Genomic DNA, 19,451 nt, shown 5'->3' with positions numbered 1-19,451 from the left:
TCAGTGCTGACTGGTGCTCAACCAGCTTGCTTTAATGTACCCAATCCCTCCATTTACGACATCAATTGGTCTTCTCTACTCTAAGCCAGCTATAAGTCAGCGAGTAATGACATCTATAGTTTCTCGACTCGGAACCGTTCAACGGATGTTAGCAGGTCTCGAGCAACCCCCACCAAGTTTTGCAGGGAACCAGAGACTCGTTGAGCTTCTTGAGATGTTTCTTGTGCGGTTAGTTCAACAGACTGCATGACCTGTGCGACTGCACGGGACGTTTCAGTTTGTTCAACAGTATCTGCCGTGATAGAGCGCACCAGGACATCAATGCGGTTAGACACCTGAATGATGTCTTCGAGCGATCGCTTTGCTTGTTCTGCCAAACGAGTTCCCTCAATCACCTGCTGAGTACCTTCTTCCATCGCCGTCATGACTGACCCGGTCTCACTTTGAATTTGCAACACAATTTGCTCAATCTCTTTTGACGCTTTTGCAGCCCGGTCAGCAAGTTGCCGCACCTCATCGGCCACGATTGCAAATCCTCGACCCGCTTCTCCAGCTCTAGCAGCTTCAATGCTGGCATTCAGCGCCAACAGATTGGTGCGAGAGGCAATCTGAGAGATTAATGCCACAATCTTAGAGATTTCCTGAGACGATTCAGCCAATCGCTTGACTTTTCGCGTTGTTTCAGCAACCGTTTCTCGAATCTCCAGAATCCCTGATACTGTTCGCTCTACCGCTTCACCACCCTTCAAAGCCGTTGCAGAAGCAGAACGAGCGACCTCTTCTGCTTCACGAGCGCTTTCGGCCACCCGCTGAATTGAATCGGTCATGACCTGAACAGAGTTCAATGTGACGGCCAGTTCTTCAGCCTGACGCAGCGCGTCGGACGAGAGCGATCGCGCAAATATCTCATTCTCTGAAGACCCCTTGGCAACTTGACGAGCCGCTAGCTTCACCTGTTGCACAATTTCACGCAAATTTTGAATCGTCAGGTTAAAGGAATCAGCCACGGCTCCTAGCACATCAGCAGTGACCTCTGCCTGCACCGTTAAATCGCCTCGAGCCGCACCTTCTACATCATCCAGCAAGCGAATGACCTGACGCTGTAAATCTTCTTTTGCCTGCTCTTGCTCCTCTGCTTTGCGCTGAGCTTCGCTAGTCGTGGTCAAAATCACTCGAGCCATCTGGTTGAACTCGGTAGCCAACTGACCCAGTTCATCTTGCGAATAAACTGTAGCCCGAGCGTTCAGGTTGCCCTGAGACACCGCTTCAAATTGACTCTGCAAATCGAAAGCTGTCTGCTTGATGCGTTTGGTAGTGATGTTGCTGAGCGCCAAGGCAGTTCCGCCACCAACCACACCAGCAACCAGGCTCATCAGCAACCCGGTTCCGCGCAGCCGACCAATTACCTCAGCTTTTGTTTGATCAGAAATCGTCCCGTCTCGAATGACCGTGAAACTAGAGGCATAGCTAACAAATGCGACTGCCGCCAGTGATACTAAACCAGTAATTCCTGCAATCCATATTTTCTTTTTAGCTAAAGGAGCGTTTTCTATGAAACCTAACGCGCCTTGATCGACACCAACGTCTGGTTCGACATTACGACTGTCTGTCTGCGTAAATGAGGGAAGTGGTTCGGCGGCTCCAGAAATACTGAAGATCTCATCTTCTCGGATCACTGATTGGTCGTTGCTGTCGCCAAAGTCGAAGCCAATGTCACTCGTATTAATGGAGCTACTAGCCGATGAGTTGAGTTCTGAAGCAACAGATGGGCTAGTAAAACCAACCGAGTTATCCGACAAGTCAAAATCAGGAATGCTGCCTAGATCATCAAACTCGTCAAATTCGTCCAGAAAATCAATATTACTGGTGCTGTCAGCAGACGAACTCTCTGGGAATGAAGAATCGTCATGCGTCGAGAAGTCGTTTTCGTCAAATTCATCTAAATCGAAGCCAGTATCATCCGTAGCAAAAATGCCTTCAGTTTGGTTGTACGGATCGCTGTAATTAGAGTTTGAATAGGAGTAGCTCTGATCCAGCTCAGCATGGTTTTGATTGACATCTATCTCTGAATTCTCCGGCCCCATGAAAAAAGTTTCATCATCGCTAGGATGACGACTGGAGCCAGAATTACCTTGTTCAACATCGTTCAGGTAAGGCTGATGATTTGAGTTGAACAGTTCGTTTGACGGAGCAAAGTCCTCGTCAAAGTCACCCAAATCATCAGGGAATGTTTCGTCAAAATTGCTGTATCCAGCCAGGGAGTCCGTTTCAGTAGAATTCGGGCTGTTGAGAGGTGGATCGATCGCAAACGGATCGTCAAATTGATCAAGAGGATCTTGGTAATCTTCGTTACCGACAGCAAACGGATCGTCAAAGGTAGAAGGCTGAGGATTAGGAGCTGAGTGACTATCCTGATCGGGAACAGCAATTGAGTTGTCTATGCTTTCCAGTTCAATTTCGTCGAAATCAAAATCATCATCAATCGATGGAGTAACATCCTCTTCCCAGCGGTTTTGGTCAGTGTAGCCAGAAGAGGAGTCAACTGTACTTACAAAATCTGAATCGATGTCTTGATAGGTTAAATCTCTCTCGGCTGACTCTTCGGCACTGCTGAATTGACTGGCATAAGCTAAACCGTTGTTGGCATAGTCAACGTATTCGGCATCCGATGTCAGCCCTAAAACGGATTCGTATTGTTCTTTGGCGATGTCGTATTGCTGAAGTCCATAGCAGTAGATATGACCTCGCAATAACCGCACATTTGGGTCATCTGGATAGCTTTCAACCAGCCGATCGATAATCTCTGCCGCCTCTTCGTAGCTGCCTAACATGTAGGCTTTTTCGGCTTGCTGATACTCCTGTGCATATTCAATGCCTGATCCCATCTGCCTTCTCCTACCCGTGCAAGTGTCCGATTTTGCTTAAACGTTCGTTCATGCTGCCCACCGTGCCGATCGCAGTATCGCTACTTGATCTAGCAGCCGAAGAAATCGATCGCTTTCCTTGCTCAGCGACCACTCACCTCGAAGGAAAGGAGCCATTCCGTCTGGAACATTCGTTGGCATCTGCACCTCATCTATGCTAAGCCAATCCATGCCAACAATCCGGTCAACCGCCAAGCCTAGCATAGCGTCCTGATCTTCAACAGCAATCACCGAAATTTCTGGTCGATCGGTGCTTAAAGGAGCAGGATCTCCCAAAAACTGACCCAGGTCAGCAACCCAAATCACTCTTCCTCGCACATTGAGAGTACCCAGAAGCAGGGGCGAAACATTAGGAATAGGAGTGATTCGGTCTGGAGGTGGGGAAATCACCTCGCGGATGCCAGTTGCGGGAAGGGCAAATTCATCACCTGATGTGACGTAAAACCGAAGATGTAACTCACCTTCAGGGCTTTCCAACTCCTGAAATTCTGGAGCTTGATCTTGCCCTCTGCCCGTTAAAAAGTCTGGAGTCCCAATCATTTCGCTCGACCTATCCTCGCAGTAGTTGTTTGACGGTGCCTACCAGTTCTGTCGGCTGAAACGGTTTGGCAATGTATGCATCTGCTCCTTGTTTCATGCCCCAGTAGCGATCGAACTCTTCGCCTTTCGAAGAACACATTACCACCGGAACATGCTGGGTTTTGGGGTCAGCCTTTAACCGTCGGCACACTTCATAACCGTTCATGCGCGGCATTACAATATCTAAAACGACCAAATCGGGGGGGTGCCCCTGAATCTGTTCCAATGCTTCAATTCCATCACTTGCAACTGTGACACTCAACCCACTTCCCTCTAATAGGTCGGTGATCATCTCCCGTTGGGCAACGCTGTCTTCTACCACTAAAACTGTATTCATTCCTCTCTACCTGCTAACCGCGAATTCTAACGGGAAAGATTCACCTCGACTCAACTTTGTAGCTTAAAAATTTAACGAACTGTAAAGAATTGTCTATCCTCAATATCGTGGCAAGGGGAGTGAAGCAGACGTTGCTTCAGGAATATTAATATCTAACTCATCTTGTAGTGCATCTGCTAGTAGTTTGCCTGGAGTTGGTCGATCGGGGTAGCCCAAACCTACGTACTTTTCCACCAACATTAACAGCTCACTTTCTCCAAAGGGTTTGGTTAGGTAGTCTGTAGCCCCGACCATCCGTGCTTTGACGCGATCGATAAACCCGTCCTTTCCCGTGAGCATAACAATTGGCGTTTGGCGGAACGCCGTAGATTTGCGAAGCATGGCACAAATTTCGTAGCCGTCTAGTTCGGGCATTGCAATATCGCACAGGATTAAATCGGGCTTGAGTTGAAAGACCAGACTTAACGCCTTGAGCGGATTACTGATCGCGGTAGCTTCATAGCCATGCTGGCTCAATATATATTCCACGGCTTTGCGAATCGTTGTGCCGTCATCGATACAAACCACTCGCGGAATTTTGTCGGGTTGAAACAAACCAAACGACTGTTTGCGCTTTCCCTCTGGCGAGACTAGCGGTAATAGCTGAACAGCACCTTGCTGAACACAAGGATAAAGTGCTTTAGCAACGGTGAGAATATCCCGATTGAGGTAGCGTGCCATCTGCCGAATTGACGTCTTCCCGTCAACCCAGCGTCTTAATGTTCTAAGCGTATTGGCTGTTAACGTCTCTTTCAGTTGCACTTCATCTGTAATGATTGGGCATTGACTCGGCGACTGAATCAGCGGATGAAATTGCTTCCACTCTTGAATCTGTTTCATGATTTTGGCAATCAGAGGAGGAATTTCCAGAGTGGTGAGCTGAGGAGAGAGGGCTGGACTCGTTTCGAAGATAAATGAGCCTTGGTGCAAGCTCAGCAAATCAAACAAGGTTTCATGCACCATGCTTTGAATGATGCTGCGTCCTTGAGCGGGTGTCAGGACATGGTTTTCTAGTAACGCCCACAGATGACCGTATTCTGGAGCGTTGGTCGTAGCGATCGCCGGAACACTCGTTTGATTCAGCCTGTCGTCTAGTTTGAAGCGTTTGAGATGGTCTCGTAAGCGCGATAGGGTGTGGTTACTATCACTGGCATAAATGATTTGGCCGTTGAGAAAGAACACAAACCACGATTGCTCAATGGAGGTCTTGAAGGGGCGATCGCTTCCATCTGTACCTATAGCCGAACCGTAGGACTCGACGAACAATTCACCTGTTCGCTGACCTAGCTCAATGAGCTGTAGGATGCTGCGAATATCGATCTCGCTCAACTTTCCCTGCATGTAGTCAAAACGCTCTCCCAAAAACAGCCTGATTCAAGCCCAATTGTCCCATTACCCGGCCAGCCGCTTGCAGCTTGCAAGTCAGCCATAGCGCCTGTTAGCGCTCTAGTCTATATTCAATCAGTCAGAAACCTGCACATGTCATATAAATATATCTCTCCTTACGTTTTCACGGGAAAAATCTGATGTTTATGGCTTTTGGCCTGTAGTCTCAAACGCGATTGCATCTACTTTGCAACCGTAATTTTGCCAGGCAATACCTTTTAGACACCAGGCACTCAGCATTTCGCGTCGAATTTCAACATCAGCTACCTTATCTTTCCCTAGATTGAGCCTGAGTAATGCAGGTTGCCCCCAACAAGCTACATATCGGTTGTGTAGCTGTTCTTCAAGTCCCATCAGGCAACTGTTGATTGATAGTGAATTATGGCGGAATCGAGGGAAAGCTGATCAGTGAGACCGACATTTTCTGGGACTATACTCGCTACAAAGCAAGTTCACAACAGATGCGCTGTTCTCCACCAGGTGAGTTTGACAAAGGTCATCAGGGGCTAATTTCAGATCTATATTCCGTGGAGATGTATTTCGCTGATCGTCAACATTTGCCTGGTATAACGAAAGAACTATAACGATACGAGTCATTCGGCTGGTTTGAGGAGAGCGGCGACAACATTAATATTGGTCAATGGCTCGTACACCTGAACCCCGTGGTGCCCAACCAACGGCAGCACTCAATCTGAGTGATAGAGTTGACTGGTTCCTTCGAACTAGCTTTGATTTAAGTCCTTATACCTCCCATTTGTCTGTAGGAGTCCAGTACGAACGATGCGATTATTTTTTGAAGGCAAAAACAAAACCCTTCCCAACCTGCAAATGAATCTGCTAAGTTCTCAACGAATCATGGTTATGGGATCACCTCAGGCGGTGGTTCAGTAAGAATTAGCTCCAATCTTTGATTGAATCAGCAATATCGTTGTGATGGCCGATGCGATCGAGTCGGGTTGTTGGACTAGAATCACTAAAACAGGTTGTTTTGCCAACGCTGCTTCCTTAAACTGGACTCAATTTAGCTAAATAACTGATCAAAAAGCCGTTGCAGGTCGAGCATAGACACTAAAGAGGATTATCGGCGTGCTGTATCTAGCAGAAGTACTGAAAAAGACTAGAGTGATTGGAAGTGGCAAGGCTGAGCTAAAGTTGCTCGCCTGTCAGCGCTCAGAACAGTGTTGGAGCGTCGTATCAGGGGAAGAAATTATCCCCGCACCTGATGATGCGTCTAGTTACAACGCTGGAACATTAGTGATGCTTGATTTGACGGCCAATCGTCAAGTGCAGCGCCACTCTGAGGCCAGTCGCCAGCTCATCAGTATTCTGCAAAACTTTTCACGGCTACAGGAAAAAGCGAAGACTCAGGAAGAAGAAATTGAGCAGTGGAAGCAATCGCTGACTTACCAGAGTCAGGAGTTGAACCGTCGGGAAATGGAAATGGAAGCCCGACAGGAACAATTGCAGCAGATGGAGGAAGACTTTGAGCGCCTGGAACAGCAGCGTCAAGAAATTAATACGGCTCAACTGGATGTTGATCGGCTGCGTGAAGAATTCGACCGGAAGAATCAAGAATTGGAAGGTGCATGGGCTCAGTTGCACGGTGAGTTAAGCCGTTTAGACGAGCGGCAGGCTGAGTTGCAACAGTCTAATGCACTGGATGACGAGCAAGCTCGTTATTTGAACGAGTTGTTGAATCGCCTCGCTGGGGTGGTCACACCGACAACCTTCGTCCGGGAGCAGCTTGATTTGTCGTTTTCGTTGTTTGGGCAACAGAACGAAAGGCTGAACCATTGCTGGCAGGACTTAGAGCAAAAGCAATCGACTGTGTATCAGCTTCAAGCAGATATCGATCGCCAAGGGCAAGATCTGCAAAATCGCTGGCAGGAATGGCAACAAGCTCAAGATGCCCTGGAACAAGCTCGGGCAGAACTCAAAGCCGAGCAACGGGCGCTTGAGTCAAAGCAGAACCATGCTCTTGTTCTAACACAGCATATTCAGCATCAAGACACGCTCTATCAACGGGTTTACGGGTTAGCGGATGTGTCCGATCGCGTTAGAATTGGAGCAAAAGTTGACCTTGGTGCTTTAGAGCAAATGCCGTTGGATGAACTGCAAAAACTGGCTCAAGATTTAGAAAACGATCTGGAGAAAATGTCTCGCTTTGTTGCTAGCCAGGAAGAAGAATTATCGCTGCAACAAGACGCAATTGATGAGCTAAACCAGCAGATTCAACAGGCAAGTGAATACGATCGCCTGCGTCTGGAAACAGAGAGAGCGGATGAGCAAGATCGGTATCAGATGTTGAATCAGACGTTAGTGGGGCAACGCCGCAATTTGCAGGAAAGAGAAGCCATCTTAAGGCAGCATCAAGCGGTACTGGCTCGTCGTCAAGGATTTCCGCGAAGTGATGCTGTGGAAAGCGACATTGATTTAGAGCCAGTTTTGAGCCAGATCGAGACGCTGAAACAGCAGTACGCTCAGGAGCTACAGCGGGCCGAAGCAGAAATCCAGCAACTGAAAGACACGATCGAGCAAATGGCTTCATTGGTGGAGCGGCAACACCAGGAACAGGACGAAAAACGCAATGAAATTAAGCAGATAGAGCAGGAATGGCAGTCTCAAAAGGCAGCTACGTCAGAAATGTGGGGCAGAGTCAATACCTATCAAGAAATGCTGCAACCCACGCAGGACGGCCTTAACGAACTAAAACTAAAGTCGGAAGCGATCGCCAGCGTCATGACTCAGTTTCAGGAAGCAATTGACTATCAGCAGGAAACCATTGCCGAAATGCAGCAAGCGATTCAGCGGTTGGTTGGCGAACCCATGCCTGAGTTAGCCGCTTCCTGAACAAACGGTGACACGGCGCTTAATTACAGCAGTTCTCAATCGAGTCAGCCACAGTCTTGCCAAGATGGGTGTGGGGTGTGGGGTGTAGGATGTGGTGAATGTAAATGAACATGGCTGTAAGCTGGCGTTGATCGGTCAACGATTGTTGTTTGATCGCAATACAATCCAATCTCCCTCAACCTGGGCGATCGCATCACCTGGAAACGGATCGGTCTGAGTTCGGTTGGGGGCAGTGATCAGCGCTGCTAGCTTTTCAATGTGTTCAAAGCGGGGAGCCGATGGCAAAATGGTTTGCAGAAACCGTCGCAACACTCGCCGTTGCAGGGCTAGCGGTGCCTGTTGCAGCACTGGACGGTTTAGTTGTTCTGCGTGGGATGCTGTTCCAACTGCTTGCTGCCACAGCAGATCAACCGCCATTTCGAGATATTCTACATCTGCCCTCAGCAGTTCTGCGGTTTGAGCCAGTGCTTGTTCGGCTTGAGGGTTAAAGTGCGTTTGCAGATAAGGCAACAGTTCTTGCCGAATGCGGTTACGGGCAAAGCGTTGATCGTGATTGGTCGAGTCTTCCCAAATAGGCAGATGAGCCGTTTGGCAGAACTGCGCCGTTTCGGTTCTCGTGATTTCTAACAGCGGACGAACAAGCTGAACGCCGGGTACCAGCAGTCGGTTCCATGTCAGGGCTTGCAGCCCGTCTGCACCGCTACCGCGAATTAAATTGTAAAGTAGAGTTTCGGCGCGATCGCTAGCCGTATGCCCTGTAACGACGGCTGAATAACCCTGGCTTTGGGCAAGGGTGGCTAGCACCTCATAGCGCCAGTGACGGGCTTCTGCTTCAGTTGTAACCGCTTCAGCCGCAACAGCTCGATGACACTTCACATTCCAGGCTTGGGCAAGCGATTCAACATAATCTGCGTTTGCGAGGGAGTCAGACCGCCAACGGTGGTCACAGTGAGCGATCGCTAATTCCCATTCCCATTTTGGCTGTAAATCAAGCAATAGCCGAACCAAACAGAGGGAATCTTGCCCACCGGAAACGGCAACCAGTAGTCGCTGCTGCTGTTGCAATAGCTGCCGTTGTCGAACGGTACGATGCACTCGTGCGTGAAGCAGCGTCCAACGAGATGACACCATCAAACTTCTGCTCAATCCCTGTGATGGAGGTGAGTTTAGTAGTCTTCTTCAATATCGCCGTAGAAGTCACCCCGGTTAGGATAAATTTCTTCCCGGTTGCTGCGTCGATAGGTATCCTCACGAGAATAGGGTTCGTCTCGTGGGTAGGGTTCTTCCCGTGGACGAACCACCTCACGTTGATACGGCTCTTCCCGTTGACTGACTGGATTTTTCAGTAGTTTAGGCTTGTCTTCTGCGGGGCAAAATTCCAGACGGATTCTCACCTTGCCACGCTGCCATCCTTGGTTTCCAACTCGCAGCGCTTCGCATTCTAACCCATCGCCAAACCAACCCTCGGTTTCCTCTGACCAGTCAACTTCTCGTTCGCTGACGAGCTGAGCTAGCGCATCTAGCAGTTCACTGACTTTGAAGGTGGGGTTTGCCATAAGAATGCGGCCAAAGTTGACGTATAAAACTTCGTCATCACCAAGCAAGCCATATCCTTTATCCATTAATCTCTCTCCCAGTCTTCCTCGAAAAACGGTCAGTTGCAAGGCTGCAATCTGACCGTGCTGTCTCTATATGTCTCAACTGTATAACCGAACGCTCAAAAGCCGATTTGGCATAAGTGAATGGTCGGCTGCTCGGCAATGCCACTTTAGAAAAACCAACCGTAGCTGTGAAGCCCTTTGCCTAATAGATTGACTCCCAGATAGCAAATCCAGACGACAACAAACCCAGACGCAGCTAAGAGTGCTGGCCGCCGTCCCTGCCAGCCACGAGTAATGCGGGCGTGTAGATAAGCTGCAAAGACTAGCCAGGTGATTAAAGCCCAGGTTTCTTTCGGGTCCCAACTCCAGTATGATCCCCAGGCTTCGTTTGCCCAAACGGCTCCAGCGATGATGCCAATGGTTAACAGCGGAAAACCTAGTCCAATGATGCGGTAACTGATGTTGTCCAGGGTGTCTGCTAAGTTTAAGCGTTGAGGTGACAGTAGTTCTGCCTTGGCTTGAGTTGAGACCTTTTCAACAGTCGCAACTGCAACAGGGTCGAGAACAGCCGTTTTGCCAGTCCCTGAATGGTCTATGAGGGGTTCAGTGGCTGCCGCCAGTTCTATGGGAGTTGAAGGTTCCTCAGCCTGAAGCGGACGGTAGCGCCCATTTCGGAATCCGCCTGTGCCAACAGAACTGCCCTTCAATTCAATGTTTTGCCCACGTGTGACTATTAAAAAGGCGATCGCTAGCAAAGAGCCAACCATCAACGCAGCATAGCTAAGCAGCATGACACTAACATGCATCATGAGCCAATTTGATTTGAGTGCAGGCACTAGAGGTTCGGCAGACTGCATCTCGGTGGGGAGAGACAGGGCTGCAAAAGCCGCAATTGCCATTGTTACTGGGGCGGTAAATACTCCGACCAAGCGGCTGCGGCTCATATTTTCCGCCAGGAAATGGATAGCGGTAATGCCCCACGCAATGAAGAATAGCGATTCATACAGGTTGCTGAGTGGGAAATACCCCGCTTCTATCCAACGGGCGCTCAGTAAGGCTGCAATGCAGAGGTTGGCGATCGCCATTCCGGTCGTTCCCAAAGTAGAGAGATACGGAATGGTTGGAAAAGCCGCACTTCCCCAGTAAATCAGCATCGTCGTAAACAGAACGGCAAACGAGGCATTGTCTAACCAGCTCTGTAGTGCTACTAGATCCATGCAGTGTCTCTCCGATGATTTCGTCAGGATCGATACTCAGTTCTCATCTCTATCCTATCGAGTCTTGTTCCGCTATGATGTGTCCGATCGCGATTCTCCAACGTAGTTTTATTAGATCCGACACAGGCCAGCGACGAATACGTCAGGTTTTAAGCAGGCGCAGATGGGGTAGCTAAATCTGGTTGCAGCTAGCCTAGTAATGCTGAGGCAGTGAGCATACTATTCCTGCTCCGTCATGAGATTAACTAACTAACTAACGATCGATATGGATTCCGCCTGAGCCAACCAGCCAGCTAGTTGGAAGACGGCTCAGGCGTAGCGTCGGGGCTTGCCGGACTTTTTTCAGCATTGGGGGCTACATCCGGCGGCGAGCTACCTCCAGGCGACGGAGCGGCTAGAGGGGCAGGACTGCCCGATGACTGGAGTAAAACATTGATGTCGTAACGAGTGCTGCGTTCGTTGGCAATGGCTGTGGTCACACCAATCGAGCGGATGGCGCTGATGAAAATTTGCTGCTGTGGTGCCAGAATCGGCAACGGCAAACCATTGCCCGATTGGGTCAAGCGCTCGATATCGACGTAAAAGTTCCCGTTATTGGAATTTAGCTCAGTCACCGTGGCTTCCTGGAACAGGGGTTGATCGGCTAGACGGCTATCTGGGGCTGGTAAAATAGCGTTGGGTACACCCGTGCCAAAAGCCAGAAACAGTACGTTGCCATCCATCCAGCCGCGCGTCACCGTCATTGCAGCAAAGGGTGAAATCCAGTTCACCACCGATTGCCCTTCAATATCCGCCTCGTTCACCTGGAAGTTGTAGCGATCGCGCATGGTGCCATCCAGTTGCTCCAGGGTTTGTTCAGCCGCACGGCGATCGCTAGCTCGCACCATAAACACCACACCCGTTCCAGGACTAACAGCCGCTTCAGAATGGGACAGCAGAGACAGGGAAAACTCCCCGCTCATCCACGGCATTAAGTCATCATCCAGATTCAATCCGGTAAAGTTTTGGACCCCTTGCCGCAGAGAGTTGGGGTTCAGGATACTACTGGTGGTCACCGTGGTGCGCTGGCTGTAATCTTCCCAGAGGCGTTGTAAGTTCCCGCCTGAAGCCATCAGTGAGGTTTCTGCCGGTAACAAACTGGGCATTCTCACCGCTTCATTGGTGACTCGATAGCGCTGCTCGCTCTCTGGATTGAGCCAGGTTACGCCCTCAATATGGACACCATTGGGCTGGAGCGTCATGGCGGCGGCCAAGCCCTGATTGTCTTGCAGCGGTGCCAAATTCTGAGATGGAACAGGCTGAACTGAGTTTTCTGCCGCTAACGCTTTTGCTGCTGGCACGTTGACGTAGACTTGCATAAACGGTTGAGGAGCCGCAATGGTTCGAAATGCATCGACGAAGCCAGGAGCATTGGTTACAGACTCCTCGCCTTTATAGGTGTCGATCACTTGCTCTAGAGCCTTGCCTTCAGAGCTAACGACCAAAAACCGCCCGTCTAAAACCGTCGCCGCATAAGGCTGGGCTTCTTGATTAAATTCTTGTATTTTTAGGCCTTTGTAATCTCGCTCAACGGCTGCTTCCTTGTCGCCAGTCCGGCGAGCCAGCGTTTGCTGGGCCTGAACTGGGTCAGCGATCGGCAGCACCATAACAGCCGTCTGCTGCCCTGCCAGGGGTGGTACCTGAGGAGCTAACGGAGCCGATTCCGAGCTGGCTTCAGTCCCGCCAATCGACTCAGCGCTGGCATTGGCTGAACTGGACTCGGCAGATAAGAAAGCGATCGTCATCTCACGCCCAATCCAGGGTCTAATATCTTGCTGGTAGTTGTAACCATTATCAGTTAAGAGGCGATCGCGCCACTGAATCAAGTTTTGATCCAACACCGCTCGACTTTCAGGGGTGCCAAAGGTTCTAAGCTGCCGCCACTGCCCTTCATCCGTTGAGAAAGAGAGCGTCACAAGAGCATCTTGGGGAATAACAGTAATGCCAGCCGGTAACTCTCCGGCCTGGGGGCGTTTAGTCGTCAACCAATAACCGACGGCTCCACCAGAGATCAGGGCGATCGCCGCGCCTAACGTTAACAATAAAGCAGGTTTTTTTGGCTTGAGCATCATAAGCTTTAACAGGTAAACAGCCCAGATAAAGCGCTGCCTTGCCAATTTAGCAAACGATAGCGGTGTCTGAGGCGCAACATGTGTCAGCTACACATGAGCTTCGGAAATATCGACACGGATCAGACGACCGCTCAACGATAGCCAACCAACACAAGAGTAAATTCACCGAACCCACCTTGCACTTTCGACCCTTAATCACGAACGCTCCACCCGTAATCTTCCAGAAATGTGTACCCTCGGAGAAGAGATAGTACGAAACAAAACATGACTAGTCTTAGCCAACACGCCCCAACAAAACGTCCTGATGGTCCTCAAAATCCGCCAGCGATGCAACTGTTGCGGTGGATTGCTCAGCCTATTGAGTTTATGGAAGACTGTACAGAGCGGTATGGCGACACCTTTACCGTCTGCCTGAGTCGGTTAGGTGATGCTGTTTTTTTCAGTCAGCCGGAAGCAATTCAAGCCATCTTTAAAGCCAATCCTAAACAGTTTAAGGTTGGCTCTGCCAACGGCATCTTGAGTCCGCTGATCGGCCATGAATCATTAATTTCGCTGGATGGCGATCGCCATCAGCGGCAACGGCAACTGCTCATGCCCTCCTTCCACGGAGAGCGAATGCAGACTTACGGTAGTTTGATGCGGGAGATCACGCAGCGGGTAGCAGAAGAGTGGGTCATCAACCTACCCTTTTCCGTACGACCCGCCATGCAGGAGATTTCCCTGCGGGTGATTTTGCAAGCGGTGTTTGGCCTGGGGCAGGGCGATCGCTTTGAGCAGCTTCGGCAACTGTTGCGTTCTGTGCTGGATCTGATTGGCTCTCCGCTCAGTTCAAGCTTGCTGTTTATGCCGTCCTTACAGCGAGACTGGGGAGCCTGGAGTCCCTGGGGAACTTTTTTGCGGCAGCGTGCCAGGATTGACGAACTCCTCTATAGCGAGATTCGTCAACGGCGCAAGAATTTTGATCCAACTCGGCAGGACATCTTAACGTTACTGTTAGCGGCACGGGATGAGGCCGGACAGCCGATGAGCGATGTGGAACTGCGCGATGAACTGATGACGCTGCTACTAGCAGGGCATGAAACCACCGCGTCGGCGTTGACCTGGGCACTCTATTGGGTGCATCGAGTACCGCATGTGCGAACCAGGCTGTTGCAGGAGCTAAGAACTGCCGGACGAGACGCTGATCCAGCGGCGATCGCCCGCCTGCCTTACCTGAGTGCGGTTTGCCAGGAGACGCTGCGTATTTTTCCGGTCACCCCCATTGCCTTTCCCCGGATTACAACAACACGGTTTGAGGTCATGGGGCATCGGTTTGCGCCTGACACCGTTTTAATTCCCTGCGTTTACCTGGCGCACCATCGGCCAGATACGTATCCTGACTCCAAACAGTTCAAACCCGAACGGTTCTTAGAACGCCAGTTTTCACCCTACGAGTATTTGCCGTTTGGCGGCAGCAACCGCCGCTGCATTGGCATGGCCTTTGCTTTGTTTGAAATGAAACTGGTGTTAGCTGAGGTGCTGTCTTGCCACCAGCTTCAATTGCTCAACAATCGGGATATTAAACCCATTCGCCGAGGAGTGACGCTAGCCCCACCCAGCCATCTCAAAATGATTAAGGTAGGCCAGCGGTGGGCTTAAGCGATGTCGGGTCTTAACAAACCGCTAGTTGTGCGCGGCTGAGCGGCCTTGCTTGCCCAAGCGAACCAGAACAAAATACCCCAGATAGAGGACGTAAATAACCAGGCCGACAATGCCTAAAAACCCTAAAAACTGAGGGGTATATCCTGCATGAAAATACTCTTTGAAGAGTAGAGATGGCTCTCGCCAAACCTGGCAAAAGGGAGTAGCGTAGGCTGTGGTTGAGACCGAACATTGCAGAAACGGCAGACTGGTTAACACCCCTACCACGCTGTAAACGCTGATGGCCCAGCGCCAGGCCGTAAACGACAGCTTCATCGAAGACGGGGACAGATCATCAATTTCTTCATTGAGGTCAACCCAAAACCAGAGGCTAATTGGAATTAGAATGCTCGCCAGGATACCGGCAACAAAGCTAATCGGAAGATTTCCGATAAAAAGATAGACCGTGACAGCCAACAGGCTAGAAACACGCCAGTAGATAATTAACAGTCGCTGTATCGCCTCTGATTTCTTCATGAATGCCCAAATAAGCAGGACGAGCGGGATAAAGACGGCAAACAGTAGAGCCAGGCGAAAATCTGTCCAAACAAGCGATCGCAGCAACTCCGGTGACATATGTTCAGTTCAACCCCGTAACAATCGTAGTAGCCATCATGATGATGCCCAACTTATCATTCTAGAGCGTGCTGTCTATACTCGGGGTGGGTCAATTAGAGGCAATGCCCAGCGTCAAACACTTCAAACGCAGCACCGTTATACACCCTGACTTTTGCTATACCAGCGCAGCAAAACCCGAGCCAGGCGATCGCTGTCATGCCGCACCAGGCCGCTGTGTTCATCTTCATAAATCACATTGGCAATCAAGATACGGCGACCCAACTGCATCACCGCTTCTCGGTCAAAGTACACCGGATGCGACCCTTCTTGAGCATAGCGAATGAGTGATTGTGCCGATGGCGTCTTCTTTTGCACCAACACCACATCAAACAACTGATAGCCACAAGCCGCATCGATCATGCGAATGTGGTCTGAAACCGTATACCCTTGAGTTTCACCGGGCTGGGTCATCACATTGCAAACGTAAAGGCGTGGTACCTTGCGGTTGGCGATCGCCTCGGCAATCTCAGGCACCAGCAGGTTGGGAATTACGCTGGTATAGAGACTACCCGGCCCGATGATAATATAGTCTGCCTCGCGAATGGCTCGTAGCGCCCTGGGAAGAGCCGGAGGGTTGGCAGGCGTGCAGCCAATCTTAACAATGCTGCCGTTGGCATCTGTAATCTGAGATTCACCTTCAATTCGCCGACCGTCTGACAGTTCTGCCCAGAGCTGCACATCGCTTAATGTGGCTGGCAGCACCTGCCCGCGGATGGCTAATACCTTGGAACTCGCCGCGATCGCCTGCTCTAAGTCGCCAGTGATGTCACTCATGGCGGTTAGAAACAAATTGCCAAAGCTATGCCCTGTTAAGCCGCTCCCTGCTCGAAACCGATACTGAAACAGTTCCGTAATCAGCTTTTCTTCATCGGCCAGAGCTGCCAAACAGTTGCGAATATCGCCGGGGGGTAGCACTCCAAAATCGCGCCGCAGACGACCAGATGAGCCGCCATCGTCAGCCACAGTAACGATCGCTGTAATGTTGGCACTGTAGGCTTTTAAGCCCCGCAGCAAGGTCGATAACCCTGTCCCGCCACCGACGACTACAATTTTTGGCCCCCGATTCAAACGGCGATGTGTAATCAGCATGTCAATCAGCTCTTCATTGCCTTCAGGCATGAGAACTTCAGTGATGGCACCCAGGCTACGAGTTTGCCCCCAGAAAATAAAGAGGATGCCAATGATGACCGCCAGTGGCCCGCTGATGTAGTACGGAAGAATTTCTGTAATGGTTTCTAGAACTTCACCAATGAATTGAGTAAAGTAGTAGATCGGCGTTTGTCTCGTCCAAATGGCTAACCCCAGTCCTGCTAACATCACCCCACCGGCACTGAGGAGCAACCAGCGCTTTACCAATATCCCCGGAGCCAACCACAAAAACCATCGATTACCGCGATGCGAGGGACGATGGCGAGACTTCTGCTTAAACAGGTGCAGGGCTTGCTTGAATAGACCAAAAAACATAGCGGGGTAGGAGCAAGAGAATGACAAAATTAAACCGTAAACTCGCACCCAATTCTGGACGGGCTGCCTCAACCAACAGCATTCATGAGGTCGTATCGTTGAATAGCCGTTCAAGCCGATGGCAAGGCTCGAATTCTAACGACTCAAACTGAAAAAAAGCACAGGATCAGGTCAATTGCCCTCGTATTCATCAGTATCAGCAGGGATTTGATCTGAGCCAAACTGCTAGTCCAGAGTACATGGCTAGAGCAAATTTAGGGCACTCAGTTTAAAGAATCAGCATAAAGTTCATAAATCTGGAATGTATTTTGAATCTGGTGGGGCGGAAGCTCACAGCGTCGCTCAGTTTTTGAGAGAAACGATTCTCCATCCAACTCAAGCCAGCATGGTGGATTCGTTTTTGCCACCCGGCAGACGGAGTTATAAACTGGACGATCGCTCCCTCCAGGATTAGGGTCGTCCCGCAAGATTCACGCTAAATTGGCTCTCAACCACTCACGTCATAACCTTATGTCTGAGCCGCTCATTCAACTTAAAGGGATTTGTAAGTCCTTTGGTGGTAATGTTGTTCTCGATCATGTTGACTTCACCCTTGACCGAGGTGAGGCGGTTGCCATCATTGGCCCTTCTGGAACCGGAAAATCAACCATCTTACGGATCATTGCTGGGTTACTAGCCCCGGATGCTGGGGAAATTTACGTTCAAGGGCAACTGCGAGAAGGGCTGGCAGAGGATGCACAAGACCCAATCGGCATTGGGATGGTATTTCAGCAGGCGGCGCTGTTTGACTCGCTGACGGTTGATGAAAACGTTGGCTTTTTTCTGTATCAGCATTCCAGGCTATCTCAACGACGAATTCGAGAATTAGTCGATCGCAAATTAGAGATGGTAGGGCTACCCGGAATCGGCAATCGCTACCCGGCGGAGCTATCGGGAGGAATGCGGAAACGGGTCAGCTTTGCTCGCGCCGTCATGGCTAATCCCGACAATCCCAGGGATGTGCCCGAAGTGCTGCTCTACGATGAACCGACGGCTGGTCTTGACCCTATTGCTTCAACGGTGATTGAAGATTTGATTCGCCAACTGCAACACAACCAGGAGGGATGCGGTACCTACGTCATTGTCACCCACCAGGACAGCACCATCCGGCGAACAGCCGATCGCATCATCTTTTTATACCAGGGCAAAGTGCAGTGGGAAGGCACCGTCAACGACATTGATGCAACGGATGACCCTATCATCCGGCAGTTTTTCAGTGGTAGTGTACAAGGGCCAATTCAGGTGGCGAACCTGAATGCTTGAGGAATAGGCCATGAACGATTCATTGATGTTTTGAGCGCAGACGGCTAGAAGGAGAGATCATGCGATCGCGAACGATTCGAGAAGGGTCTGTCGGCCTGTTAATTTTGGTAGGGCTGGGGTTACTTGGATTCCTAATTCTCTGGATTCGAGGACTTAATCTTGGTTCTAGAAGCTACCGAGCTGTTGTTGAATTTGACAACGTTGCTCGGATGCAGTCTGGTGCAGCAGTGCGCTACCGAGGGGTCAGCGTAGGTAAGATTACTGAAATCCGACCCGGCACAAACGTGGTTGAAGTTGAAATTGAGATTGCCTCTGCCAGCGTACTGATTCCCAAACCCAACTTGGTGGTTGAAGCGAACCAGTCGGGGTTAATTGGCGAAACATCGATTGAAATTACACCAACGGTTCAGTTGCCGCCAGGAGAGATTGACACCAATCCGATTGCCGCTGACTGCAATGCGGCCCTGATTGTGTGTAATGGCGATCGCCTTCAGGGGCAAATCGGTGTCAGTTTCGATGCATTAATTCGCTCGTCGATTGAGTTCACCAATTTGTTTGCTGATCCGGATTTCTTTTCGGATATCCAGGAACTCACCCGAAATACATCTAACGCGGCGGCTGGTGTCGCAACATTAACGCAGGAAGTGACCGGCTTAACCAGCACCGTTGAACGGGAACTCACCAGTCTCTCGGCATCAGCATCGGCATCAGCTACGTCGGTAGGGCAGGCGGCTGACCAGTTTGGTTTAACAGCGGCTCAACTGAATAGTTTGTTAACGACTAATCGGGCGACGTTAATCAGCACGTTGAATAATCTCAACCTAGCGAGCAACCGCTTACGCTTAACCGTGGATCAGCTGGCACCAATGGTTGAAGAAGGCGAGTTCATTCAAAATCTGGAAACCCTATCAGCGAATGCGGCTGAAGCCTCTGGCAACTTACGAAACTTAACTGAAGCGGTTGGCAGTAGTGAAAATGTCTTGCTGCTTCAGCAAACGCTTGATTCTGCTCGTTCTACATTCCAGAATGCTCAAAAGATTACAGCCGATCTGGACGAGCTAACGGGTGATCCAGCGTTTCGCCGCAATTTACGCGATTTGGTGGATGGCTTAAGCGGCCTGGTGTCTTCAACACAACAGTTGCAGCAGCAGACGGCGATCGCCCAAACCCTCACGCCGATGGTAGTTAGCCTGGATGAGGTAGAAGGTAGCCCATTGAACGACCTGAATGACCCGGCTGAGATGGTGCAGCCCCAGGTGCCTGCCCGCCTGACTCGCCTGAATACAGAGGGACAGTTTGGCTCGGATTCGGAGTTCTCGTCACCCTCTGAGCCAAACTAAGCC

At 50.3% G+C, this 19,451-nt stretch carries 15 protein-coding genes; 5 read left to right on the top strand and 10 right to left on the bottom strand.

The genetic code is table 11. The features are described 5' to 3' along the window. Positions 1–113 precede the first annotated feature (113 nt). The 4 genes from IQ268_RS02270 to IQ268_RS02255 all read right to left on the bottom strand — a co-directional run bounded on the left by IQ268_RS02270 (position 114) and on the right by IQ268_RS02255 (position 5,220). Positions 114–2,885 carry a methyl-accepting chemotaxis protein gene (locus IQ268_RS02270; RefSeq protein ID WP_193875134.1) on the bottom strand — a complete coding sequence of 924 codons (2,772 nt, stop codon included), beginning with the start codon at positions 2,883–2,885 and terminating at the stop codon, positions 114–116. A 48-nt stretch (positions 2,886–2,933) separates the two neighbouring features. After that, a complete protein-coding gene (locus IQ268_RS02265; protein WP_193875132.1) occupies positions 2,934–3,464 on the bottom strand; it encodes a chemotaxis protein CheW in 531 nt (176 codons plus the stop codon). A 10-nt stretch (positions 3,465–3,474) separates the two neighbouring features. Further along, positions 3,475–3,840 (bottom strand): response regulator transcription factor, encoded by a 366-nt coding sequence (locus IQ268_RS02260; protein ID WP_193875130.1) that lies wholly within the window; start codon positions 3,838–3,840, stop codon positions 3,475–3,477. 99 nt (positions 3,841–3,939) lie between these two features. Continuing rightward, positions 3,940–5,220: a response regulator gene (locus IQ268_RS02255; RefSeq protein ID WP_193875128.1), complete on the bottom strand. Its 1,281-nt coding sequence runs from the start codon at positions 5,218–5,220 to the stop codon at positions 3,940–3,942. 1,131 nt (positions 5,221–6,351) lie between these two features. Between IQ268_RS02255 and hmpF the strand changes: the two genes are divergently transcribed. After that, positions 6,352–8,115: a pilus motility taxis protein HmpF gene (gene hmpF / locus IQ268_RS02250; protein WP_193875126.1), complete on the top strand. Its 1,764-nt coding sequence runs from the start codon at positions 6,352–6,354 to the stop codon at positions 8,113–8,115. A 135-nt stretch (positions 8,116–8,250) separates the two neighbouring features. Here hmpF and tilS read toward each other — a convergent pair whose 3' ends face one another. The 4 genes from tilS to IQ268_RS02230 all read right to left on the bottom strand — a co-directional run bounded on the left by tilS (position 8,251) and on the right by IQ268_RS02230 (position 13,044). Continuing rightward, complete coding sequence (gene tilS, locus IQ268_RS02245) at positions 8,251–9,246, bottom strand: tRNA lysidine(34) synthetase TilS (RefSeq protein ID WP_193875124.1); 996 nt, start codon at positions 9,244–9,246, stop codon at positions 8,251–8,253. A 35-nt stretch (positions 9,247–9,281) separates the two neighbouring features. Continuing rightward, positions 9,282–9,737, bottom strand: a complete 456-nt coding sequence (locus IQ268_RS02240; protein WP_193875122.1) for a KGK domain-containing protein — start codon at positions 9,735–9,737, stop codon at positions 9,282–9,284. A gap of 146 nt (positions 9,738–9,883) precedes the next feature. Continuing rightward, positions 9,884–10,933, bottom strand: coding sequence for a c-type cytochrome biogenesis protein CcsB (ccsB, locus tag IQ268_RS02235; RefSeq protein ID WP_193875120.1), 1,050 nt, complete (start codon positions 10,931–10,933; stop codon positions 9,884–9,886). 293 nt (positions 10,934–11,226) lie between these two features. Then, entirely contained in the window at positions 11,227–13,044 is a 1,818-nt protein-coding gene (locus IQ268_RS02230; RefSeq protein WP_193875118.1) for a DUF3352 domain-containing protein, read from the bottom strand. Positions 13,045–13,308: 264 nt separating this feature from the next. Here IQ268_RS02230 and IQ268_RS02225 point away from each other — a divergent pair, with 264 nt between their 5' ends. Next, positions 13,309–14,682, top strand: a complete 1,374-nt coding sequence (locus tag IQ268_RS02225) for a cytochrome P450 (protein WP_193875117.1) — start codon at positions 13,309–13,311, stop codon at positions 14,680–14,682. A 24-nt stretch (positions 14,683–14,706) separates the two neighbouring features. On the opposite strand, the gene IQ268_RS02220 is transcribed toward IQ268_RS02225, so the two are convergent. Together IQ268_RS02220 and yvcK are read right to left on the bottom strand one after the other, a co-directional pair. Continuing rightward, complete coding sequence (locus IQ268_RS02220; protein WP_193875116.1) at positions 14,707–15,300, bottom strand: DUF3177 family protein; 594 nt, start codon at positions 15,298–15,300, stop codon at positions 14,707–14,709. A gap of 138 nt (positions 15,301–15,438) precedes the next feature. Beyond that, positions 15,439–16,806: a gluconeogenesis factor YvcK family protein gene (gene yvcK / locus IQ268_RS02215; RefSeq protein ID WP_193875114.1), complete on the bottom strand. Its 1,368-nt coding sequence runs from the start codon at positions 16,804–16,806 to the stop codon at positions 15,439–15,441. 301 nt (positions 16,807–17,107) lie between these two features. On the opposite strand from yvcK, the gene IQ268_RS02210 reads away from it, so the two are divergent. The 3 genes from IQ268_RS02210 to IQ268_RS02200 are packed head-to-tail and all read left to right on the top strand — an operon-like array spanning position 17,108 to position 19,448. Beyond that, positions 17,108–17,260, top strand: coding sequence for a hypothetical protein (locus IQ268_RS02210; RefSeq protein ID WP_193875112.1), 153 nt, complete (start codon positions 17,108–17,110; stop codon positions 17,258–17,260). A 56-nt stretch (positions 17,261–17,316) separates the two neighbouring features. After that, a complete protein-coding gene (locus IQ268_RS02205) occupies positions 17,317–18,108 on the top strand; it encodes an ABC transporter ATP-binding protein (RefSeq protein ID WP_193875110.1) in 792 nt (263 codons plus the stop codon). A gap of 59 nt (positions 18,109–18,167) precedes the next feature. Further along, the gene (locus IQ268_RS02200; protein ID WP_193875107.1) at positions 18,168–19,448 is read left to right on the top strand and encodes an MlaD family protein; all 1,281 of its coding nucleotides are present in this window, start codon (positions 18,168–18,170) and stop codon (positions 19,446–19,448) included. Positions 19,449–19,451: the final 3 nt, after the last annotated feature.

The sequence above is a fragment of the Oculatella sp. LEGE 06141 genome (genome assembly GCF_015207605.1).
Lineage (GTDB): Bacteria > Cyanobacteriota > Cyanobacteriia > Elainellales > Elainellaceae > Oculatella.
This window is presented reverse-complemented; position numbering and strand designations above follow the sequence as displayed.

Bases quoted from the DNA above. Each gene is read 5' to 3' on its own strand.
- IQ268_RS02270 (WP_193875134.1), bottom strand. From the start codon at position 2,885: ATGGGATCAGGCATTGAATATGCACAGGAGTATCAGCAAGCCGAAAAA.
- IQ268_RS02220 (WP_193875116.1), bottom strand. From the start codon at position 15,300: ATGTCACCGGAGTTGCTGCGATCGCTTGTTTGGACAGATTTTCGCCTG.
- IQ268_RS02240 (WP_193875122.1), bottom strand. From the start codon at position 9,737: ATGGATAAAGGATATGGCTTGCTTGGTGATGACGAAGTTTTATACGTC.
- IQ268_RS02205 (WP_193875110.1), top strand. From the start codon at position 17,317: ATGTCTGAGCCGCTCATTCAACTTAAAGGGATTTGTAAGTCCTTTGGT.
- tilS (WP_193875124.1), bottom strand. From the start codon at position 9,246: ATGGTGTCATCTCGTTGGACGCTGCTTCACGCACGAGTGCATCGTACC.
- ccsB (WP_193875120.1), bottom strand. From the start codon at position 10,933: ATGGATCTAGTAGCACTACAGAGCTGGTTAGACAATGCCTCGTTTGCC.
- IQ268_RS02225 (WP_193875117.1), top strand. From the start codon at position 13,309: ATGACTAGTCTTAGCCAACACGCCCCAACAAAACGTCCTGATGGTCCT.
- IQ268_RS02200 (WP_193875107.1), top strand. From the start codon at position 18,168: ATGCGATCGCGAACGATTCGAGAAGGGTCTGTCGGCCTGTTAATTTTG.
- IQ268_RS02260 (WP_193875130.1), bottom strand. From the start codon at position 3,840: ATGAATACAGTTTTAGTGGTAGAAGACAGCGTTGCCCAACGGGAGATG.
- yvcK (WP_193875114.1), bottom strand. From the start codon at position 16,806: ATGTTTTTTGGTCTATTCAAGCAAGCCCTGCACCTGTTTAAGCAGAAG.
- IQ268_RS02255 (WP_193875128.1), bottom strand. From the start codon at position 5,220: ATGCAGGGAAAGTTGAGCGAGATCGATATTCGCAGCATCCTACAGCTC.
- IQ268_RS02210 (WP_193875112.1), top strand. From the start codon at position 17,108: ATGTATTTTGAATCTGGTGGGGCGGAAGCTCACAGCGTCGCTCAGTTT.
- IQ268_RS02265 (WP_193875132.1), bottom strand. From the start codon at position 3,464: ATGATTGGGACTCCAGACTTTTTAACGGGCAGAGGGCAAGATCAAGCT.
- IQ268_RS02230 (WP_193875118.1), bottom strand. From the start codon at position 13,044: ATGATGCTCAAGCCAAAAAAACCTGCTTTATTGTTAACGTTAGGCGCG.